The 16,717-nt window shown below is 69.4% G+C and carries 15 protein-coding genes and 1 tRNA gene; 6 read left to right on the top strand and 10 right to left on the bottom strand.

Going from position 1 to position 16,717, the window contains the following annotated elements; genetic code table 11:
- Positions 1-456 (bottom strand): M20/M25/M40 family metallo-hydrolase (locus AC32QD_RS09245; protein ID WP_492010202.1); only part of this gene is annotated, 456 nt, incomplete at its 3' end.
- A 31-nt stretch (positions 457-487) separates the two neighbouring features.
- Positions 488-1,618 carry a tRNA 2-thiouridine(34) synthase MnmA gene (gene mnmA / locus AC32QD_RS09240; RefSeq protein WP_492010201.1) on the bottom strand — a complete coding sequence of 377 codons (1,131 nt, stop codon included), beginning with the start codon at positions 1,616-1,618 and terminating at the stop codon, positions 488-490.
- A 121-nt stretch (positions 1,619-1,739) separates the two neighbouring features.
- Between mnmA and sciP the strand changes: the two genes are divergently transcribed.
- Positions 1,740-2,000 (top strand): CtrA inhibitor SciP, encoded by a 261-nt coding sequence (gene sciP / locus AC32QD_RS09235; RefSeq protein ID WP_492010200.1) that lies wholly within the window; start codon positions 1,740-1,742, stop codon positions 1,998-2,000.
- A 94-nt stretch (positions 2,001-2,094) separates the two neighbouring features.
- Positions 2,095-2,808 (top strand): response regulator transcription factor CtrA, encoded by a 714-nt coding sequence (gene ctrA, locus AC32QD_RS09230; RefSeq protein WP_492010199.1) that lies wholly within the window; start codon positions 2,095-2,097, stop codon positions 2,806-2,808.
- 609 nt (positions 2,809-3,417) lie between these two features.
- Here the strand turns inward: ctrA and AC32QD_RS09225 are convergent.
- From AC32QD_RS09225 to AC32QD_RS09215, 3 genes are all read right to left on the bottom strand, one after another.
- Positions 3,418-4,050, bottom strand: a complete 633-nt coding sequence (locus AC32QD_RS09225; protein WP_492010198.1) for a bactofilin family protein — start codon at positions 4,048-4,050, stop codon at positions 3,418-3,420.
- On the bottom strand, positions 4,040-5,383 hold the full coding sequence (locus tag AC32QD_RS09220) for a DUF5930 domain-containing protein (protein ID WP_492010197.1): 1,344 nt from the start codon (positions 5,381-5,383) through the stop codon (positions 4,040-4,042). The genes AC32QD_RS09225 and AC32QD_RS09220 overlap by 11 nt, the downstream gene beginning before the upstream one ends.
- Positions 5,384-5,626: 243 nt before the next feature.
- Positions 5,627-6,103, bottom strand: a complete 477-nt coding sequence (locus tag AC32QD_RS09215; RefSeq protein WP_492010196.1) for a peroxiredoxin — start codon at positions 6,101-6,103, stop codon at positions 5,627-5,629.
- 160 nt (positions 6,104-6,263) lie between these two features.
- On the opposite strand from AC32QD_RS09215, the gene AC32QD_RS09210 reads away from it, so the two are divergent.
- Positions 6,264-9,710, top strand: coding sequence for a YhdP family protein (locus AC32QD_RS09210; RefSeq protein WP_492010195.1), 3,447 nt, complete (start codon positions 6,264-6,266; stop codon positions 9,708-9,710).
- A 104-nt stretch (positions 9,711-9,814) separates the two neighbouring features.
- On the opposite strand, the gene AC32QD_RS09205 is transcribed toward AC32QD_RS09210, so the two are convergent.
- Both AC32QD_RS09205 and rnhB read right to left on the bottom strand, forming a co-directional pair.
- Complete coding sequence (locus AC32QD_RS09205; protein WP_492010194.1) at positions 9,815-10,894, bottom strand: site-specific DNA-methyltransferase; 1,080 nt, start codon at positions 10,892-10,894, stop codon at positions 9,815-9,817.
- Between the two features lie 97 nt (positions 10,895-10,991).
- Complete coding sequence (gene rnhB, locus AC32QD_RS09200) at positions 10,992-11,639, bottom strand: ribonuclease HII (RefSeq protein WP_492010193.1); 648 nt, start codon at positions 11,637-11,639, stop codon at positions 10,992-10,994.
- Between the two features lie 56 nt (positions 11,640-11,695).
- Between rnhB and AC32QD_RS09195 the strand changes: the two genes are divergently transcribed.
- A complete protein-coding gene (locus AC32QD_RS09195; protein ID WP_492010192.1) occupies positions 11,696-11,977 on the top strand; it encodes a hypothetical protein in 282 nt (93 codons plus the stop codon).
- Positions 11,978-11,983: 6 nt separating this feature from the next.
- Here AC32QD_RS09195 and AC32QD_RS09190 read toward each other — a convergent pair whose 3' ends face one another.
- Positions 11,984-13,093 carry a PA0069 family radical SAM protein gene (locus AC32QD_RS09190; protein WP_492010191.1) on the bottom strand — a complete coding sequence of 370 codons (1,110 nt, stop codon included), beginning with the start codon at positions 13,091-13,093 and terminating at the stop codon, positions 11,984-11,986.
- A 106-nt stretch (positions 13,094-13,199) separates the two neighbouring features.
- Positions 13,200-13,272 (bottom strand) — tRNA-Arg (locus tag AC32QD_RS09185).
- A 68-nt stretch (positions 13,273-13,340) separates the two neighbouring features.
- On the opposite strand from AC32QD_RS09185, the gene AC32QD_RS09180 reads away from it, so the two are divergent.
- Positions 13,341-14,882 carry a M48 family metalloprotease gene (locus AC32QD_RS09180; RefSeq protein WP_492010190.1) on the top strand — a complete coding sequence of 514 codons (1,542 nt, stop codon included), beginning with the start codon at positions 13,341-13,343 and terminating at the stop codon, positions 14,880-14,882.
- Positions 14,883-14,918: 36 nt separating this feature from the next.
- Here the strand turns inward: AC32QD_RS09180 and AC32QD_RS09175 are convergent, their stop codons facing one another.
- Complete coding sequence (locus AC32QD_RS09175) at positions 14,919-15,806, bottom strand: RNA polymerase factor sigma-32 (RefSeq protein WP_492010189.1); 888 nt, start codon at positions 15,804-15,806, stop codon at positions 14,919-14,921.
- Between the two features lie 373 nt (positions 15,807-16,179).
- On the opposite strand from AC32QD_RS09175, the gene AC32QD_RS09170 reads away from it, so the two are divergent.
- The coding region (locus AC32QD_RS09170) for a cupin domain-containing protein (protein ID WP_492010188.1) at positions 16,180-16,717 on the top strand (538 nt) is incomplete at its 3' end.

The raw sequence follows: 16,717 nt of genomic DNA, 5'->3' as shown, positions 1-16,717 counted from the left end.
GGGAAGCGCCCCGTGCGCGGCGCGCCAGGCGCGGCAGGCCTCGACGAAGGTCATCAGCTGCCCCTTGTCGTCGCCGGCGCCGCGGGCCGAGATGACGCGCCTGCCGTCCTCGAGCGCGACGACGGCCGGATCGAAGGGGTCGCGCTCCCACAGCTCCAGCGGGTCGGCGGGCTGAACGTCGTAATGGCCGTAGAACAGGACGTGCGGCCCGTCCGCCGAGAGGTCGTGGCCGACCACCATCGGGTGGCCCTCGGTCGCCGCGACGCGCGCGTCGAAGCCGATCGACTCGAGGTCGGCGGCCAGCCACTTGGCGGCCTTCTGGCACTCGGCGGCATAGGCCGGATCGGTGGAGACGGACGGGAAGCGGATCAGCGCGAAGAGACGCTTCAGCGCGTTGTCCAGGTCGGCGTCGAGATGGGCAAGAACGGGCGCGAGCGCGGCGGCAACATCGGTCATGGTGGCTCCCTGGCGTGGAACAGGGGCGCGATCAGGCGCGGCCGATCCAGCCGCCGCCCAGCACGCGCGACCCCTCGGCGCCATAGAACACGCAGGCCTGCCCGGGGGCAACACCCTCCTCGGCGGCGGCGAGCTCGACCTCAGCGCAGCCGGCGCCGAGCGGGCGGATGCGCGCCGGGGCAGGGGGCCGGGTGGAGCGGACCTTGGCCGCGGCCTCCCAGCCCTCGGCCGGCGCGGCCTCGAACGCGGCGTCGCCCAGCCAGTTGATCCCCGAGACCGCGATGCGCCGGGTCGCCAGCGCGTCGCGCGGACCGATGATGACGCGGCGGGTCTTCGGCTCGAGGCGGATGACGTAGAGCGGCTCACCCCCGCCGATGCCCAGCCCGCGGCGCTGGCCCACGGTGTAGCGCAGGATACCGTCGTGGCGGCCGAGCACGCGGCCGTCGAGATGCACGATTTCGCCCGGCTCGGCGGCTCCGGGGCGCAGCTTCTCGATCACGGCGGCATAGTTGCCGTTCGGCACGAAGCAGATGTCCTGGCTGTCCGGCTTGTCGGCCACGGCGAGGCCGAGCCCGGCGGCAATGGCGCGCGTCTCGTCCTTGGACGCAAGTTCGCCCAGGGGGAAGCGCAGGAAGCCTAGCTGCGCGCGCGTGGTCGAGAACAGGAAGTAGGACTGATCGCGCACCGGGTCGGCGGCGCGGTGCAACTCGGGGCCGGCGGGGCCCTCGGCGCGGCGGACGTAGTGGCCGGTGGCGAGGCAGTCGGCGCCCAGCTCGCGCGCGGTACCCATGAGGTCGCGAAACTTCACCCGCTCGTTGCAGCGCACGCAGGGAATCGGCGTGGCGCCGGCGAGATAGGATTCGGCGAAATCGTCGATCACCGACTCGCGGAAGCGGGTCTCGTAGTCGAGCACATAGTGCGGGAAGCCGATCTCGGCCGCGACGCGCCGCGCATCATGGATGTCGCGCCCCGCGCAGCAGGCGCCGCGCCGCCCCGTCGCCGCGCCGTGGTCATAGAGCTGGAGCGTGATGCCGACGACCTCGTAGCCCTCGCGCGCGAGGCTGGCCGCGACCACGGAGGAATCGACGCCGCCGGACATGGCGACGACCACGCGGGTCGCCGCAGGGGGCCTGGCAATGCCGAGCGAGTTGAGGCGGGTCATGTGTCGTCCGTGTTCCGGCCTTGGCGGTGGCGTAGCGCCTTCATGCCTCTTTAAGACCGGCAACTTAAGGTCTTTGGGCATCGGCTGCCAGTGCAGGAGGACAATGGAAGAAAACGGATCAGTGCCATACGTCATCGGCCCCGATGGGGAACGGATGACGCGTTCCGATCTGCCGTCGCCGGGCATCCGGCGGTGGGTTCCGCGGCGCAAGGCGCGCGTCGTGGCAGCCGTAGAAGGCGGCCTGATATCGCACCGGGAGGCTTGCGAGCGTTATGCCCTCACCGACGAGGAGCTGGAGAGCTGGAAGGCAAGCCTCTCGCGCTACGGGCTCAAGGGCCTGTGCGTGACCAAGCTCAACACGCGGCGCGGGGCCTCAGAATGAGGTTCCGCGTTGGCGGATGACTTGGTAACCCTCCGTTTACCGAACGGCTGTTAACTTTCGTCGCAAGCGGTTTGGCGAAACGAGTGGGGAGCAGATGCGTATCCTGTTGATCGAGGACGATCCGGCGATGGCCGAGAGCCTGGAGCTGATGCTGCGAAAGGCCGATCTCAATACCTATGTCACCGATTCGGGCGAGGAAGGGATCGAGCTGGCGAAGCTCTACGACTACGACCTGATCATCCTCGACCTGACCCTGCCCGACATGGACGGCTACGAGGTGCTGCGCAAGCTGCGCCTGGCGCGAATCGAGACGCCGACGCTGATCCTCACGGGGCGCGAGGGCACCGAGCACAAGCTGCGCGGCTTCGGGCTGGGCGCCGACGACTACATCACCAAGCCGTTCCACCGCGAGGAGCTGGTGGCGCGCATCCATGCGATCGTGCGCCGCTCCAAGGGGCACGCGCAGTCGATCATTCGCACCGGGCGAATCGCGGTGAACCTCGACGCCAAGACGGTCGAGGCAGACGGCAAGCCGATCCACCTGACGGGCAAGGAATACCAGATGCTCGAGCTGCTCTCGCTCAGGAAGGGCTCGACGCTGACCAAGAAGATGTTCCTTAACCACCTGTATGGCGGCATGGACGAGCCCGAGGTGAAGATCATCGACGTGTTCATCTGCAAGCTGAGAAAGAAGCTGGCCTCGGCGACGGAGGGCGAGAACTACATTGAGACGGTCTGGGGCCGCGGCTATGTGCTGCGCGAACCGGAGGCAGAAACGGCAGCGCCCCTGCGCAAGGTCGGCGCATAGGCCAATCGGCATCGGGCATCTGCAGGCACCGCATCGAAGGCGCTGGCCGCAACCGGCGGCTGGCGTCGAACCCGTCTGCGTCGGTTAACCCAAGTCTCGCGATTGTGGCAGCACGCTGCGCTCGGTCAAACCGGGCTCGGTCAAACCGGGCTCGGTTCGGCCAGCCGGCGGCGGGCTCGGGCAGGTGAATCGCTGCCTTGCGAGCCGATCCGGCGCCGGCGCAAGCGCCCGCTCCGGCACTTGCGGCGGCCTGACGACGTAACTCATGCTCGTCCGGTGGACGGCCAGGCGGCGCCATCCACCCGGTCAAGCGGATGGTTGCCGCCGATCTGCGTATAGCCAGGTCTTGCCACGGCGTCATGCGCAGCTGAGCGGCCGGTGCCGCGCGCTGGCCCGCGAGCGGCACGCCGTCGGCAGGCATCGGCCGGCACTGTTCGCCTACGCGCTGGTTCTGCCGGGGGCTGGCATGACGCCGTGCCGATCCTGTGCGTCAAGCCGGGAATTTGCAGCAAATCGCAGGACTCGGGCAGGAACGCGGCCTGAATGGCAGCGCAGGGATGTGCCCCGCCGGCAACCGGCAGGGTGCAGTCCAAGGCCGCAGTCGTAGCGTCAGCTGGAAGTGGAGCCTGAACTCGTGGCTCCGTTAGCGGACGCGCCGGCCGATGCCGGCTCGCGCGTGTCGCTGCGCGAGCGCGAGGCCGCGGACTGGCTGGAGGCCGAGCCCGAGGAGGACAGCGCCGGCGCCGACGGCGAGGCGGTGTTCCGTCGCGCGGTGTCGCCGATCGGGTCTTCCTGGCGCTGCACCGAGCCCTCGAAATGGGCCCCGGACTCGATGGCGATGGTCTTGTGCACGATGTCGCCCTCGACCTTGGCCGAGGCGGTCAGGCGCACCTTGAGGCCGCGCAACCGGCCGATCACGCGGCCGTGCACCACGACGTCGTCGGCAACGACCTCGCCCTTGACCGTGGCGCCCTCGCCGACAGTCAGGAGATGGGCGTGGATGTCGCCCTCGACCGTGCCCTCGACTTGCACGTCACCGCTGGTGATGACGTTGCCCTTGATGGTCAGGTCGCTCGACAGGACCGAGGGCGAGGGCTTGGGCCTTGGCTGCATGGAGGCAGTGGGCGATTCGCCGGAGAAGCCGGTCTCGGCCGACCTGGAGGGGGTTGCAGATGTCTTGTCCATGTCCTTGCCGGTTTCCGTGCTGGAGGTGGAGTCGGAGATCTTCGATCTAGAGAACATCCCGGGCGGCCTCGATGAATTTCAACGGGTTGACGGGCTTGTCGTCGATCCGGACCTCGTAGTGGAGATGGGTGCCGGTGCTGCGCCCCGTGTCCCCCATCTCGCCGATCCGGTCGCCGCGCGCAACACGCTGGCCGACCTTGACCAACGCGCGGTGCAGGTGAGCATAAACGGTTTCAAAGCCGAACGCATGCTTAATCTTGACCACGTTCCCGTAGCCGCTCTCGCGCCCGACGAACGTCACGATTCCGGCTGCCGTGGCATGGATCGGCGTATCACGCTTATCAGCCAGATCGATCCCCTCATGCATCGAGCGGCCGCGCCCGAACGGGTCCTCGCGCGGGCCGAAGCCGCTGGTCAGTCGGGCGCCCTTGACCGGGTCGGCAAAGGGCAGGCGACTGGCCGCGTAGCGCATGAGGTTCACTGTCTCGAGCTCCTTCATGAGGGCGGCGACCCGGGTGTTGCCGGCGGCCGCATCTTTGGTCCCCTGGGCGAGCGGCACGAACGGGCCGCCGGAACCGTTCTCGGAGCCGCTGTAGTCGCGCCGCGCCTCGGCGAGGATGCGTTTCACGTCGAGGTTCGAGCGCGAAAACAGAGACTCGAGTCCATCGAAGGTGGTTTGCGCCGCACTGGAGATGCGATCGATCAACCTCCGCTGACGGTCCTTGAGGTTCCCCAGATTGCCGGTTAGCTCGGCAACCTTTTGCTCGAGGTGATTTGCCTTGGCGCTGGCGGTGTCGCGCTCGGCGATCACCCGTTCCATGGCGCTGCTGAACCGATCGAAGGTGGTGTCGAGATTGGCGCGCTCGGTGCGTTCGTTGGCGAGGGCGAGCTGGAGCTTGGACACCTTGCCCTCGAGCGAGGCGATCTGCGCCGTGTCATCATGCCTTGCGTTGGTCAGGGTCGAGACGCGCTCGCGCAGCGCAGCAACCTCGGCGCGCTGCGCATTGAGCGTCGCGGTGGAATCGACCAGCTGTGCCTGCTTCTCGCTGAAGCCCGTCGTGACCGCGTCGCGGCGGCTGTTGGCCTCGGCCACCTTGTGCTCGAGCGCGTCCTGGTGCGCCGTGAGCGCGGCAATGCGCGCCTGGTAGGCCTGGCGCATCGTCTCAAGCCTCGCGTTGGCACTGTCGCCGTCGAACGCATGCCCGACATAAGCGGTGGTGGCAAAGCAGGTCCAAGCGAACAGGACGGCGCCGATCAGGAGCCCCGCGACCTGCGAGGCGGGACTGAGCGAGAAGTAGCGATTGCCTCTCTCCGAACGGATATAGACGCGTCGCTCAGGGATCACCAGAATGCGCCCCCAGCGCATGGGTGAGTGCGGTGTCGATTCCATGAAAGCCCCTCGATTGCCCCTCGTGTCTCATCTCAGCGCAACGTTAAATTTTTTATAAGTGCGCCTTTTGAGCAACGTTTAGGCAATCCGGTTGTCCTGTGCAACGCCTTTTTTCTCGGCGTGCCGTTCCGCAACCAGTGGCCGTTCGCAACCGTCAGGGTGCGCGCGCCGGGGGTATGCCGAGCCTTGTCGCCGTCATCCCCGGGGCCGGCGGGCGAGCCGATAACGGCCGGCCGGACCGGCTCAAAGCGAGCGCACGGCCTCCAGCACCTCGGCGGCGTGACCGGGCACCTTCATCTTGCGCCACTCGCGTCGCAGGATCCCGTCCGCATCGATGAGGAAGGTGCTGCGCTCGATGCCCATATAGCGCCGGCCGTACATCGATTTCTCGACCCAGCTGCCGTAGCGCCGGCACACATCTCCCTCCTCGTCCGCCAACAGCTGGATGCCGAGGTCATGCTTCGAGATGAAGCGTTCATGCTTCGCGACCGGGTCGCGCGAGACGCCCAGCACGATCGATCCGGCGCTGGCGAAGTCCGCGGCGAGGGCCGTGAACTCGAGCGCCTCACGGGTGCAGCCCGAGGTGTCGTCCTTGGGGTAGAAATAGAGCACCACGCTTGTGCCGCGACAGGCGCTGAGCGAAACCGAGCCGCCGCCGCTGGCGGGCAGCGCGAAGTCGGGCGCGGGCTGGCCGGGGGCGGGCCGGGGGACGTCGTTCATCGGGGAGCTCCATGGTGCTGCGGCGCGGGGTCGCGGGACGGCCTTGAATCGCCCCGCGCGAGGCGACAACTTAGGCAGCCCGCCGTCCATGGCAAGCCGCGGCCCGTTGTCGCGAGCCCCGCGCGGGCGGGGGCGGGCGAGACCCGGGAGAGGAGGGCGGATGGCAGGCGAGAGCGACGAGCGGCAGGCGGAGGTCCGCGCGCCGCGTCAATCCGGCAAGGCTCGCCGGGCCGCCGGCGCCGCCGCCCGCGGGTTGCATCACGTCCTGCATGTCATTTTCGCTGTGGCCGTCGTGGCGGTATTGGCTGCCGGGCTTGTCTGGCTGCGCCTGGAGCGAGGCCCGGTGCACATTCCCTTCGCCGCGGCCACGGTCGAGCGCCTGTTCAACCAGGGCTCGGAGCGTCTGCGCGTGCATGTGGGCGACGTCGTGCTCACGCTGGGCGAGCGGGGCGCTCCGGCAGGGGTGCAGTTCGTCGACGTGCGGCTGTCCTATGTGTCCGGCGAGCCGCTTTTCGTCATTCCCCGTCTTGCGGCGCGATTCGACGTCGCCGACCTGCTTCGTGGCCGCCTGCGACCGATCCGGGTGACCCTGATCCGGCCCGAGGCGCGGCTGGTGCGCACGGCCGATGGCGCGTTCCGCTTCGGGCTTGGCGACGTGGCGCAGGGGGACCAGCCGAATCTGAGCGGGGCGGTCCGCGGCCCGGCGCAACGCGCCGCGATCGCGCGGCTCATGGACGAGCTTGCCGGCGACGCCCCGTCGATCCCCGAGCTTTCCCGGCTCGAGGAGGTGGCGATTCGCAACGCGCATCTGGTGTTCGACAACGCCCGCGCCGGGCGGCGCTGGACCACGCGCAGGGCCGACCTGAGCGTCTGGCGGACGCAGGGCGGGCTCAGGGCGCGCGCGGACCTCGACCTCGCGGACGCCGGGAAGGCCGGCGCCCGCGCCGTGATCACCGCCGTGCGCCCGCGCGGCAAGGGAGGGCTGGCCCGGATCGAGGCACGGTTCGAGAATTTGCGGCCGGAGCACCTGGCCGAGCAGCTCGAACAGGTCAAGTGGCTGAGCCTGTTCGACGCACGGCTCAACGGCCGGCTGGCGATGACCCTCTATCCGGACGGGCGAATCGAAGGTCTCGAGGGGCGGATCTCGGCCGGCAAGGGACGGATTCTGGCGCTGGGCGCCGAGGGCAAGCCGTTCGACAGCGTCACGCTGGCCTTTGCCTACGAGCCGGGGCGCGAGCGGATGCGCGTCACCGATTTCTCGCTCACCGGACCGGCGGCCGAGGCCCGGCTCAGCGGATTCGCCGACCTGCTGCGCGGGCCGGACGGCGAGGTGACCGGCCTGGCCGGCCAGTTCCACGTGGCAAAGCTGCGCGCCGAGGTGCCGGAGGTCTTCGCCCAGCCGGTGGCCTTCGACGACGGGCAGATCGTGGCGCGGCTCGACCTCGCCCCGTTGCGAATCGAGGTCGCCAATTCGCACCTGCGGGCCGGCGCCCTGGTGGTCCAGGTCGAGGGCGAGGCGCGTTCGGGCCCCGGCGGCTGGCAGACGGACGTGCGGGCTGCGGGACAGCACATGAGCATTGCTCAACTCGTGCAGTTCTGGCCGCACGTCGCGGCAGGCAATGCGCGCCGCTGGGTCGTGAAGAACATGGGCACCGGGCAGATCGATTCCTTCGTCGCCCACATGCGCTTTGCCGGGGGCGAGCCGCAGGTCAACCTGGACTTCACCTATTCCGGGCTCGAGTCGCATTATCTCGGCGACATGACGCCGATCGTGGCCGCGAGCGGCCGGGGCTCGCTCACGCTGCACGACTTCAGCCTCATCATGGACTCGGGCGAGGTGCGTGCGGTCAAGGGCGCGCCGGTGGCGCTGGATGGCTCGGTGCTGAGTATCCCGAATCTGGACACGAAGCGTGTCATGGCGGAGATCACGCTGCGCGGACACGGGCCGACCGCCAGCGTGCTGACGCTGATCGACGAGGCACCGCTGCGGCTCACCGGCAAGCTCGGCCTCGATCCGGCGAGCGTCGGCGGCACGGCCGACGTGACGGCGCATCTGAGCTTTCCGCTGATCAATGATCTGACGCTGAACATGGTGGCGGCGAAGACGGAGGCCGAGCTGACCAAGCTGGCCCTGCCGTTCCGCCTGCCGGGCGGCCACCTCGCCAACGTGCGTGCCGACCACGTCGGGCTGCGCGCCAGCACCCAGAAGATGCAGGTGACCGGGCCGATCCAGGTGGACGGCACGCCGCTGAACCTCGACTGGACCGAGTATTTCGATCGCGGGCGGGACCACAGGGACATCGCTCTGGAAGGGTCGGTGACGCCCGCATTCCTGCAGACGCTGAAGCTGGGCAGCGAGTACTTTGCCGGGGGCAAAGCCGCCGTGAAGGTGACCCTGTCGCAGAGCGGCAGCCCGGACTTCAATTTCAAGCTGGAGGCCGACCTGGCGCCGGCGCTCCTGAAGGTGGACAGCTTCAACTGGCGCAAGGCGCCGGGCGGTGCGGGACACCTGAACGCCGAAGGAACGTTCGGCAAGGACGGCATCCAGGTGCCGAAGTTCGATCTCGAGACCGACGAGCTGAAGGCCCAGGGGGCGATCACCTTCGGCAGCGACGGTCGGATGCAGTCCGCCCAGGTTGGCCGGCTGCGCTTTCGCGGCCTGGCGGATGTCTCGCTGACTGCCGCGCGCAAGCGGGACACTTTGGCCCTGGCGGTCGGCGGGCGCCGGCTGGATCTGGCGCTGTTCGAAGGGGAGGGTGGAGGCGGCGACGTCGGCCCGGGCGCCGCGGACAAGTCGCTCACGCCGCTCGACGTGACCTTCGACCTCAAGGAGCTCGACATCACGCCGAAGTTCATCGCGCGCCCGGCCTCCGGCACCTATGCCCGCACAGCCGACGGGCACGCCAAGGCCAATCTCGAGGGAACGCTTTCCGTCCCCTTTACCGCAACCTATGACAAGACCGCGGGCGAGCCGGCCTCGGTGGTCGTCAGCTCGAGTGACGCGGGCGCGCTTCTGAGGGCGGCAGGGCTGTTCGGCGGTGCCGTCGGCGGCCAGCTTCGGCTCAAGGCGCGCCTGCATCCGAAACAGGGGACCGACATGATCGGGGTGGCGAAGATCCGCGACGTGCGCGTGCACACCGGCGGAACCTTCCGGTCGATCCTTGCAAAGGGTGGCGCCAAGGAGGCCGCCGCCGCCGCGGAATCCGGCGGGCTGGCGTTCGACAAGGTCGAGGTGCCCTTCGAATACCGGGCCGGGGTGATGGATCTGGGCCAGTCGATCGCCAAGGGCGACATGCTGGCGATCAAGGTCGAGGGCACCGTGAACGAGAAAAGCGATGCGGTCGACCTGGTCGGCGTCATCTCGCCGGCCTACGGTCTCACCGGCGTGCTGGACAACATTCCGCTGCTGGGGACCATCCTGTCGGGCGGCAAGGGCGAGGGCATCCTGGCTATGACCTTCAATGTCAAGGGCACGCTGGACAAACCGAAGTTCTCGGTCAATCCGCTTTCGCTGCTCGCCCCGGGCATCCTGCGTAGCATCTTCTCGGGCCGCACCTCGAAGCCGGACCAGCGCTTCCTCGACCAGTTGCGGCGCGAGCCGGACTGAGCCGGATCCAAAGCGCGGGCAAAGAAAAACGGGGCCCCGCGAAGGGGCCCCGAAGTTGTGGGCCGAGGCGGCGGCCCTGGCAGGAAACGCTTGTCAGCACAGGCTCACTCGCCAAGCTCCGCGCGGAGCTGCTGGCGCAGAACGTCGATCGGCACCGGCCGCCCTTCGCGGCGGAAGTGCCAGTAGGTCCAGCCGTTGCACGACGGCGCGCCTTCGAGCTCGGCGCCGACCTTGTGGATCGAGCCGGCCGCGCGTGCCGCGATCAGCGTGCCGTCGGCGCGCACGCGCGCCGTGTGGCGGCCGTTGACAGACACGAGGACTTCGCCGGGCTCGAGCAGTCGGCGCTCGACCAGCTGGCCAAAGGGGATGCGCGGCGCGGCACGGCGCGAGCTGGTCACCCGCAACGCGTCGCGGTCGTGCGGCGTCACCGCGGCGACCCGGTCGCGGGCCAGCGCGGCGTAAGCGGGGTCGCGCTCGAAGCCGATGAAATGGCGGCCGAGCCGGCGTGCCACCGCGGCGGTGGTGCCCGAGCCGAGGAACGGGTCGAGCACGACGTCGCCCGGATGCGTCGTGCCCACCAGCACGCGGTGCAAAAGCGCCTCGGGCTTCTGCGTCGGGTGCGCCTTGGCGCCGTCTCCGGTCTTGAGCCGCTCGGTGCCCGTGCAGATCGGCAGCTGCCAGTCCGAGCGCATCTGCAGCCCCTCGTTGAGCTCCTTGAGTGCCTCGTAGTTGAAGGTCGGCCGGGCGCTGTCGGACCGGGCCGCCCAGATCAGCGTCTCGTGCGCGTTGCAAAAGCGGGTGCCGCGGAAATTCGGCATCGGGTTGGTCTTGCGCCAGACCACGTCGTTGAGGATCCAGAAGTCGAGGTCCTGCAGGCAGGCGCCGACGCGAAAGATGTTGTGATAGGTGCCGATCACCCACAGCGCCCCGTCGGGCTTGAGCACGCGACGCGCCTCGGACAGCCATGACCGGGTCATCTCGTCATAGGCGCGGAAGCTGTCGAAGCGGTCCCAGTCGTCGTCCACCGCGTCGACCAGGCTGTTGTTCGGCCGGTGCAGCTCGCCCTTGAGCTGGAGGTTGTAGGGCGGGTCGGCGAAGACCAGGTCGACCGAGCCCTTGGGCAGCGCGGCCATGCCGGCCACGCAGTCGCCTTCGATCACCCTGTCCAGCGGAAGCTTGCTCATCCTGTCCCCCGACCCGGCGCCCGAGCCCTTGATTCGGGGCAAGATGCGCGGAACCTAGAATCACGTCAATAACTCTTTTGAATCAGAAAGTTATTTTTTACTCTTCACCCAATATATTGCGTTCTGGGTGCAATATGTTGTGTATCGGCGCGAAGGAGCGCCTGTGATGCGGCGTCACGCCCAGCGCCGCCAGCGCCCGCAGGTGCTCGCGCGTGGCGTATCCGCGGTTGCGCTCCCAGCCATAGCCGGGGTGTTCGCCGGCCAGCCCGTCCATCATCCGGTCGCGGGTCACCTTGGCGATGATCGAGGCCGCGGCGATGGAGAGCGAACTCGCGTCGCCGCCCACGATTGCGCGCGCCCGGCAGGGCAGTCCGGGCGGCACGCGGTTGCCGTCGACGAGCGCCGCCGCCGGTGCAGGCGTCATGGCCTCGGCGGCGCGGCGCATGGCGAGCTCGGCGGCGTGAAGGATGTTCAGGGCGTCGATCTCCTCGACCGAGGCGATGCCGATCCCGACCGAGGCAGAAGCGGCGATCAACTCGAACAGCGCCGCGCGCCGGGCAGGCGCGAGGCATTTTGAGTCGGCGATGCCCTCGGGCAGGGGGCAGCGGTCCAGAATCACGGCGGCCGCGACCACCGGGCCGGCCAGCGGGCCACGGCCGGCCTCGTCGATACCACAGATTGTGGCGGCCTCGCCTGCGAACGCAATTTCTGCCGAAAGATCCGGTGACATGACCGGAGGGGCCATGGCATTCTCCCCTCAGACCGAAGGTCTTCGCGGCATGCAATAGAGGGGATTGCGGGATGCGTAAAGAAATCACCTGGGTCAGCCCGCTGCGGCTCGGCCTGATCCAGGCGGCGATCGTGGCGGTGATCTGGATCGTGTTCGGGATCCTGGGGCTGATCTTTCACGGCATGGGGCCGGGGCCCGGGATGGCGTCTATGGGTGGGGGCGTCGGCGCCGTTCTCGGCGGCATCGTCATGGGCGCCATTGCCGGATTCATCGGCGGTGCGATCGCCGCGCTGGTTTACAACGCGGCGGCCGGGATCGTCGGCGGCGTGGTCATCGAGCTCAAGGACGGCTGAGCCGGCTCAGTCGAAAAGGCTGAGCTGGTCGCCGGCGCGTGGCGGGCGGCGAAACAGGTCGCAGCGCAGCACCGGCCAGCGCCGGTCGAGCCCGTGGCGGCGGCAGGCGGCCGCGAGGCGCCGCGCGATCAGGCGGGCGAGCACGCCTTCGCCCTTCATCCGCTTGCCCCAGGCGGGGTCGTAGTCGCGCCCGCCGTGCAGCTCGCGCACCCGCGCCATGACGCGGGCGGCGCGATCGGGGAACGCGCGCTCCAGCCACTCGTAAAAAAGTGGCGCCACCTCGAGCGGCAGGCGCAGCACGATGTAGCCGGCGCAGACCGCGCCCGCCTCGGCGCCGGCCTCGACCAGCCGCTCGATCTCGTGGTCGTTGAGCGCCGGGATCACGGGCGCGAGGTTGACCCCCACCGGCACCCCGGCATTGGCGAGGGCGCGCACGGCCGTCAGGCGCCGGCCCGGGCTGGCGGCGCGAGGCTCCATGGCGCGGGAGAGGTGGGGGTCGAGGCTGGTGAGAGAGACCTGGACATGGGCCAGCCCGGCGCGGCCCATCTCGCCCAGGATGTCGAGGTCGCGCTGCACCAGGGCCCCCTTGGTAGTGATGGTGACCGGGTGGCGGTGGGCCCAGAGCACCTCGAGCAGGCCGCGCATGATGCGCCAGGTCTTCTCGACCGGCTGGTAGGGGTCGGTGTTGGTGCCGAGCGCGATCGGGGCCGGGCGGTAGCCGGGCTTGCCCAGGGCCTCGGCCAACAGGCGCGGCGCCTCCGGCTTCGCCGTCAGCCGCGTCTCGAAATCCAGCCCCGGCGAGAGCCCGAGCTGGGCGTGGGTCGGCCGCGCGTAGCAGTAGACGCAGCCATGCTCGCAGCCCCGGTAGGGGTTGATCGAGCGGTCGAAGGGAAGATCGGGCGAGAGGTTGCGCACCAGCACCGAGCGCGCGCGATCCACAGCCACCTCCGTGCGCAGCGGGGGCAGCGCCTCCTCGATGTCCCAGCCGTCGTCGAACGCCTCGCGGGCGTGGCGCTCGTAGCGTCCGGTCGGGTTCACCGCGGCGCCCCTGCCGCGACGACGGTTCGCTTCGATCGTATCGACAAAGGGTCCAGCGGCTGTGTGTTTCGCGTTCATCGAAAGAACATTAGCGGAACATTCGCCGCCGCGCCATAGAGATTCAAGGCTGCGAGCCGGAACGCTGCGCCGGACCCGTAACAGGGACATTGCGGGAGGATTCTCGCGACCCCGGATGGATTCGAACCATCGACCTACCGCTTAGGAGGCGGTCGCTCTATCCTCTGAGCTACGGGGCCCGGGCCGAGAGGTACTGGAACGGGGTGCGCCGGTCAATTGCGCCGGGCGGCCCGAGCGGGAGGTGGGGATGATGCGCATCGGCCGAATCGCCGCCAGGGCGGCGCTGGCGCTCGGGACACTGGCCCTGGGCGCCTGTCAGCAGCCCAATGCGCCCTACGGCCAGGCCGGGGGCCAGTGGGCCGGCGCATCTGCCTATCCGCAGACGGCCCCGCGGGTGATGCCTGTCCGCAGCGCCGCCGACCAGCGCGAGGGGGACCGGACGCACAGCAAGATCGTCGCCCAGTTCGGCGGCGTGTACCACGATGCGCGGCTGGCAGCCTATGTCGACCGGGTGGGCCGCCGCCTCGCGGCGGTGACCGAGCAGGCCGGCGCGCCGTGGACCTTCACCGTGCTCGACAGTCCGACCGTCAACGCCTTCGCCGTGCCGGGCGGCTATGTCTATGTGACGCGCGGCCTGGTCGGGCTTGCCGGCGACGAGGCGGAGCTTGCCGGGGTGCTGGGGCACGAGATCGGCCACGTGGTCGCCGGGCATTCGGCGCAAAGGCGCGAGCGGGCCAGCAGCGCGAATCTGGGGCTGCTGGCCGGTGCGATCGGGCTCAGCGTGCTGGGCGTCGACCCCAACGCGGCCGGCGCCCTGGTGAACCTGGGCCAGACGGCGGCGGGCGGCTACCTGGCCTCGTATTCCCGCGCCGAGGAGTTCGAGGCGGACCGGCTGGGCGTGCGCTATCTCGCGCGCGCGGGCTACGATCCCTATGCCGAAGCCCAGTTCCTCGAGCGGCTGAAGGACTGGGAGGCGCTCAGGGCACGCGTGTCCGGTCGTGCCTACGACCCGAACCGTGTCAGCTTCCTGGCCTCGCATCCCGCCACCGCCGAGCGCACGCGCGCGGCGATCCGGCTGGCGCGGCAGTCCGGCGCCTTCGGCAGGGAACGCGACACCGCTCGCTTCCTGGCAGCAATCGACGGCCTCGTGTGGGGCAACAGCCGGGACCAGGGTTTCGTGCGCGGGCGCAGCTTCAGCCATCCGCGGCTTGGCTTCGGCTTCACCGTGCCGCCGGGCTTTAAGATCCACAACGCCTCGGACAGGGTGACGGCCTCGGGGCCGCGCGGCGGTCGCTTCATCTTCGATGCCGGACGGGACCCCGGCGGCTCCCTGACCGGCTACATTGCCGGACGCTGGGCGCCTGCGATCGCGCGGGGCGAGCGCACGGGGCGACTCTCCGGACTCGAGGGGCGGCGCATCGGTGGGCTCGACGCGGCGCGTGCCGTGCTGCCCGTGCAGGTCGGCGGACAGATCTACGATGCGCTACTGGTCGCCGTGCGGCTCAATGGCAAGGTCTACCGCATGACCGGTCTCGCGCCCCGCGGCTCGGGCATGCTGCCGGCGCTCGAGAGCGCGGCGCGCAGCTTCCATCGCCTCTCGGCGACGGAGTCGGCGCGGCTGGGTGAGCGCCGCATTCACGTGGTCGTGGTGAGGCCCGGCGAAACCGCCGAAAGCCTGGCGCGGCGCATGAACGTGAACAACCTCCGCCTCGCGCACTTCCGCGTCCTGAACGGCCTGTCTCCGGGGCAGACGCTCCGGGTCGGGCAGGAGGTCAAGCTGGTGCAATAGCCGCCGGGCCTGGCAGCCGGTTTGGTGCCGCCGCCCTCAGATCGTCGCGGCGAGCTCGGCCGCCGCGGTCCCGTGGGCGGTTTCGAGCTGGCGGCGCATCTTCTTCAGGGCCTGTGCCTCGAGCTGGCGCACGCGCTCCTTCGACAGCTTGAGCTTGAGGCCGAGGCTCTCCAGCGTTTCCGGCTCGTCGGACATCTTGCGGGCGTTGATGATCATGCGCTCGCGCGGCGTCAGCGCGTCGAACGCATGGCTCAGCCAGTCGCGGGCGCGGCCGAGGTCCGAAGTGCGCTCGACCTGGAGCGCGGCCTGCGGGCTCTCGTCCTCGAGCGTCTCGACCCACTCGCGGCCTTCCTCGCCCGCCTGGGGCGCGTTGAGCGAGAAGTCGGCGCCCGACAGCCGCGCCTCCATCATGTCGACGTCGCGCAACGGCACGCCCAACTCCGCCGCGATCTCCCGACGTATCTCTTGCGACGAGGCATCGCGGCCGTCATTGCCGTTCTCAGTCTCGATCTTCGCCCGCACCCGGCGCATGTTGAAGAAGAGCGACTTCTGCGCCGAGGTCGACCCGGTGCGCACCAACGACCAGTTGCGCATCACGTAGTCCTGAATCGACGCCTTGATCCACCAGACCGCATAGGTCGAGAAGCGCACGCCGCGGTCGGGGTCGAATTTCGAAGCGGCCTTCATCAGGCCAAGGCCCGCTTCCTGGATGAGATCGCTCATCGGCGCGCCGTAGCGGCGGTACTTGGCGGCCATGGCGATGGCGAGGCGCAGATAGGCGGTTACCAGCCGGTGCAGCGCCTGCTCGTCGCCGTGATCGCGCCAGGCACGGGCCAGGTCGGCCTCGGTCTCGGCGTCGAGCAACTCGGCGGCCATCGCCTGGCGCGCAACGTCGGACGCTTTCAGGGGGTTGTGGCTACCCATGGCTCCATCTCCCGTTCGGGTGTGCAGCGGCCCTTTTCGGGAACTTACGCCCGATGGGCCGGACTGGTTCACGCTTGCAACAGAATTTCACGCCAACGTGACGTGATTGTTGCGCTGGCGGGTGATTCAGGTGGCAAACGCAAATTACACGCGTCCCGGGGGTAGCGGCGGCCGGGACGGCCCATGGGTTTGCCGGTGGTCGCGGTCGCGAAGGCGCGGAGGCTTCGGCGCGGGATCGACATCGGCGGTTCCTCCTTCATCGTACGCTCTTCTTCTGGTGAAAGAGCTATCCGGACTTTCGGTCTGGAAAATCCGAAAAACTTGACTATAACACCGATACGACGCGCCCGCAAAGTCCGGGGGGACTGTGGCCATGGCCGATTGCGACCGCCTCGAGGCGCTGATCTCGCGATTCGCGATGAGCGTCACGCCGGCGCCGGCCGGCGACGGCAACCTGGCGATTCTGGGTTGCCCCGCGACCAGCGAGCCCCGCATGGCGGTGTTCGCGCCGCGAGCCGAGGCCCGCTGCTCGTGCGGGGGCGACCGGCTCCTCATCTCGGCCCATGCCAGCTGGGGCGGCCCGGCCAACCCGCTGCTCAGGGCACTCCCCGACAAGATCTGCTACGACGCGACCGGCGATCCGGAGATGACGCTGCTGCTCAGGCTTTTTAAGGCCGAGGCCGAGGGGCGGCACTGCGGCGTCAGGCCGGTCCTGAGCCGGCTCGGCGAGGTGCTGGTGATCAAGCTGCTGCGCGGCGAGATCGACCGCGGCGCCGCCAGGCCCGGGCTGGTCGCGGGGCTGGCCGATAGCCGGCTGTCGCGGGCCATCGTGGCCATGCACGAGGCGCCGGGCCGCATTTGGCGCAACGAGGATCTGGCGGCCGAGGCGGGGCTCTCGCTCAGCCGCTTCG

It is taken from the genome of Thermohalobaculum sp. (assembly GCF_058622915.1).
Note: the sequence above shows the minus strand (reverse complement) of the source record. Positions and strands in the feature narration are given on the sequence as shown.

Excerpts from the sequence above, each read along its gene's own strand:
- AC32QD_RS09190 (WP_492010191.1), bottom strand. The coding sequence starts at position 13,093 with ATGAACGCGAAACACACAGCCGCTGGACCCTTTGTCGATACGATCGAA.
- rnhB (WP_492010193.1), bottom strand. The coding sequence starts at position 11,639 with ATGGCCCCTCCGGTCATGTCACCGGATCTTTCGGCAGAAATTGCGTTC.
- AC32QD_RS09215 (WP_492010196.1), bottom strand. The coding sequence starts at position 6,103 with ATGAACGACGTCCCCCGGCCCGCCCCCGGCCAGCCCGCGCCCGACTTC.
- mnmA (WP_492010201.1), bottom strand. The coding sequence starts at position 1,618 with ATGACCCGCCTCAACTCGCTCGGCATTGCCAGGCCCCCTGCGGCGACC.
- ctrA (WP_492010199.1), top strand. The coding sequence starts at position 2,095 with ATGCGTATCCTGTTGATCGAGGACGATCCGGCGATGGCCGAGAGCCTG.
- AC32QD_RS09175 (WP_492010189.1), bottom strand. The coding sequence starts at position 15,806 with ATGGGTAGCCACAACCCCCTGAAAGCGTCCGACGTTGCGCGCCAGGCG.
- AC32QD_RS09210 (WP_492010195.1), top strand. The coding sequence starts at position 6,264 with ATGGCAGGCGAGAGCGACGAGCGGCAGGCGGAGGTCCGCGCGCCGCGT.
- AC32QD_RS09220 (WP_492010197.1), bottom strand. The coding sequence starts at position 5,383 with ATGGAATCGACACCGCACTCACCCATGCGCTGGGGGCGCATTCTGGTG.
- AC32QD_RS09195 (WP_492010192.1), top strand. The coding sequence starts at position 11,696 with ATGCGTAAAGAAATCACCTGGGTCAGCCCGCTGCGGCTCGGCCTGATC.
- AC32QD_RS09180 (WP_492010190.1), top strand. The coding sequence starts at position 13,341 with ATGATGCGCATCGGCCGAATCGCCGCCAGGGCGGCGCTGGCGCTCGGG.
- AC32QD_RS09225 (WP_492010198.1), bottom strand. The coding sequence starts at position 4,050 with ATGTTCTCTAGATCGAAGATCTCCGACTCCACCTCCAGCACGGAAACC.
- AC32QD_RS09205 (WP_492010194.1), bottom strand. The coding sequence starts at position 10,894 with ATGAGCAAGCTTCCGCTGGACAGGGTGATCGAAGGCGACTGCGTGGCC.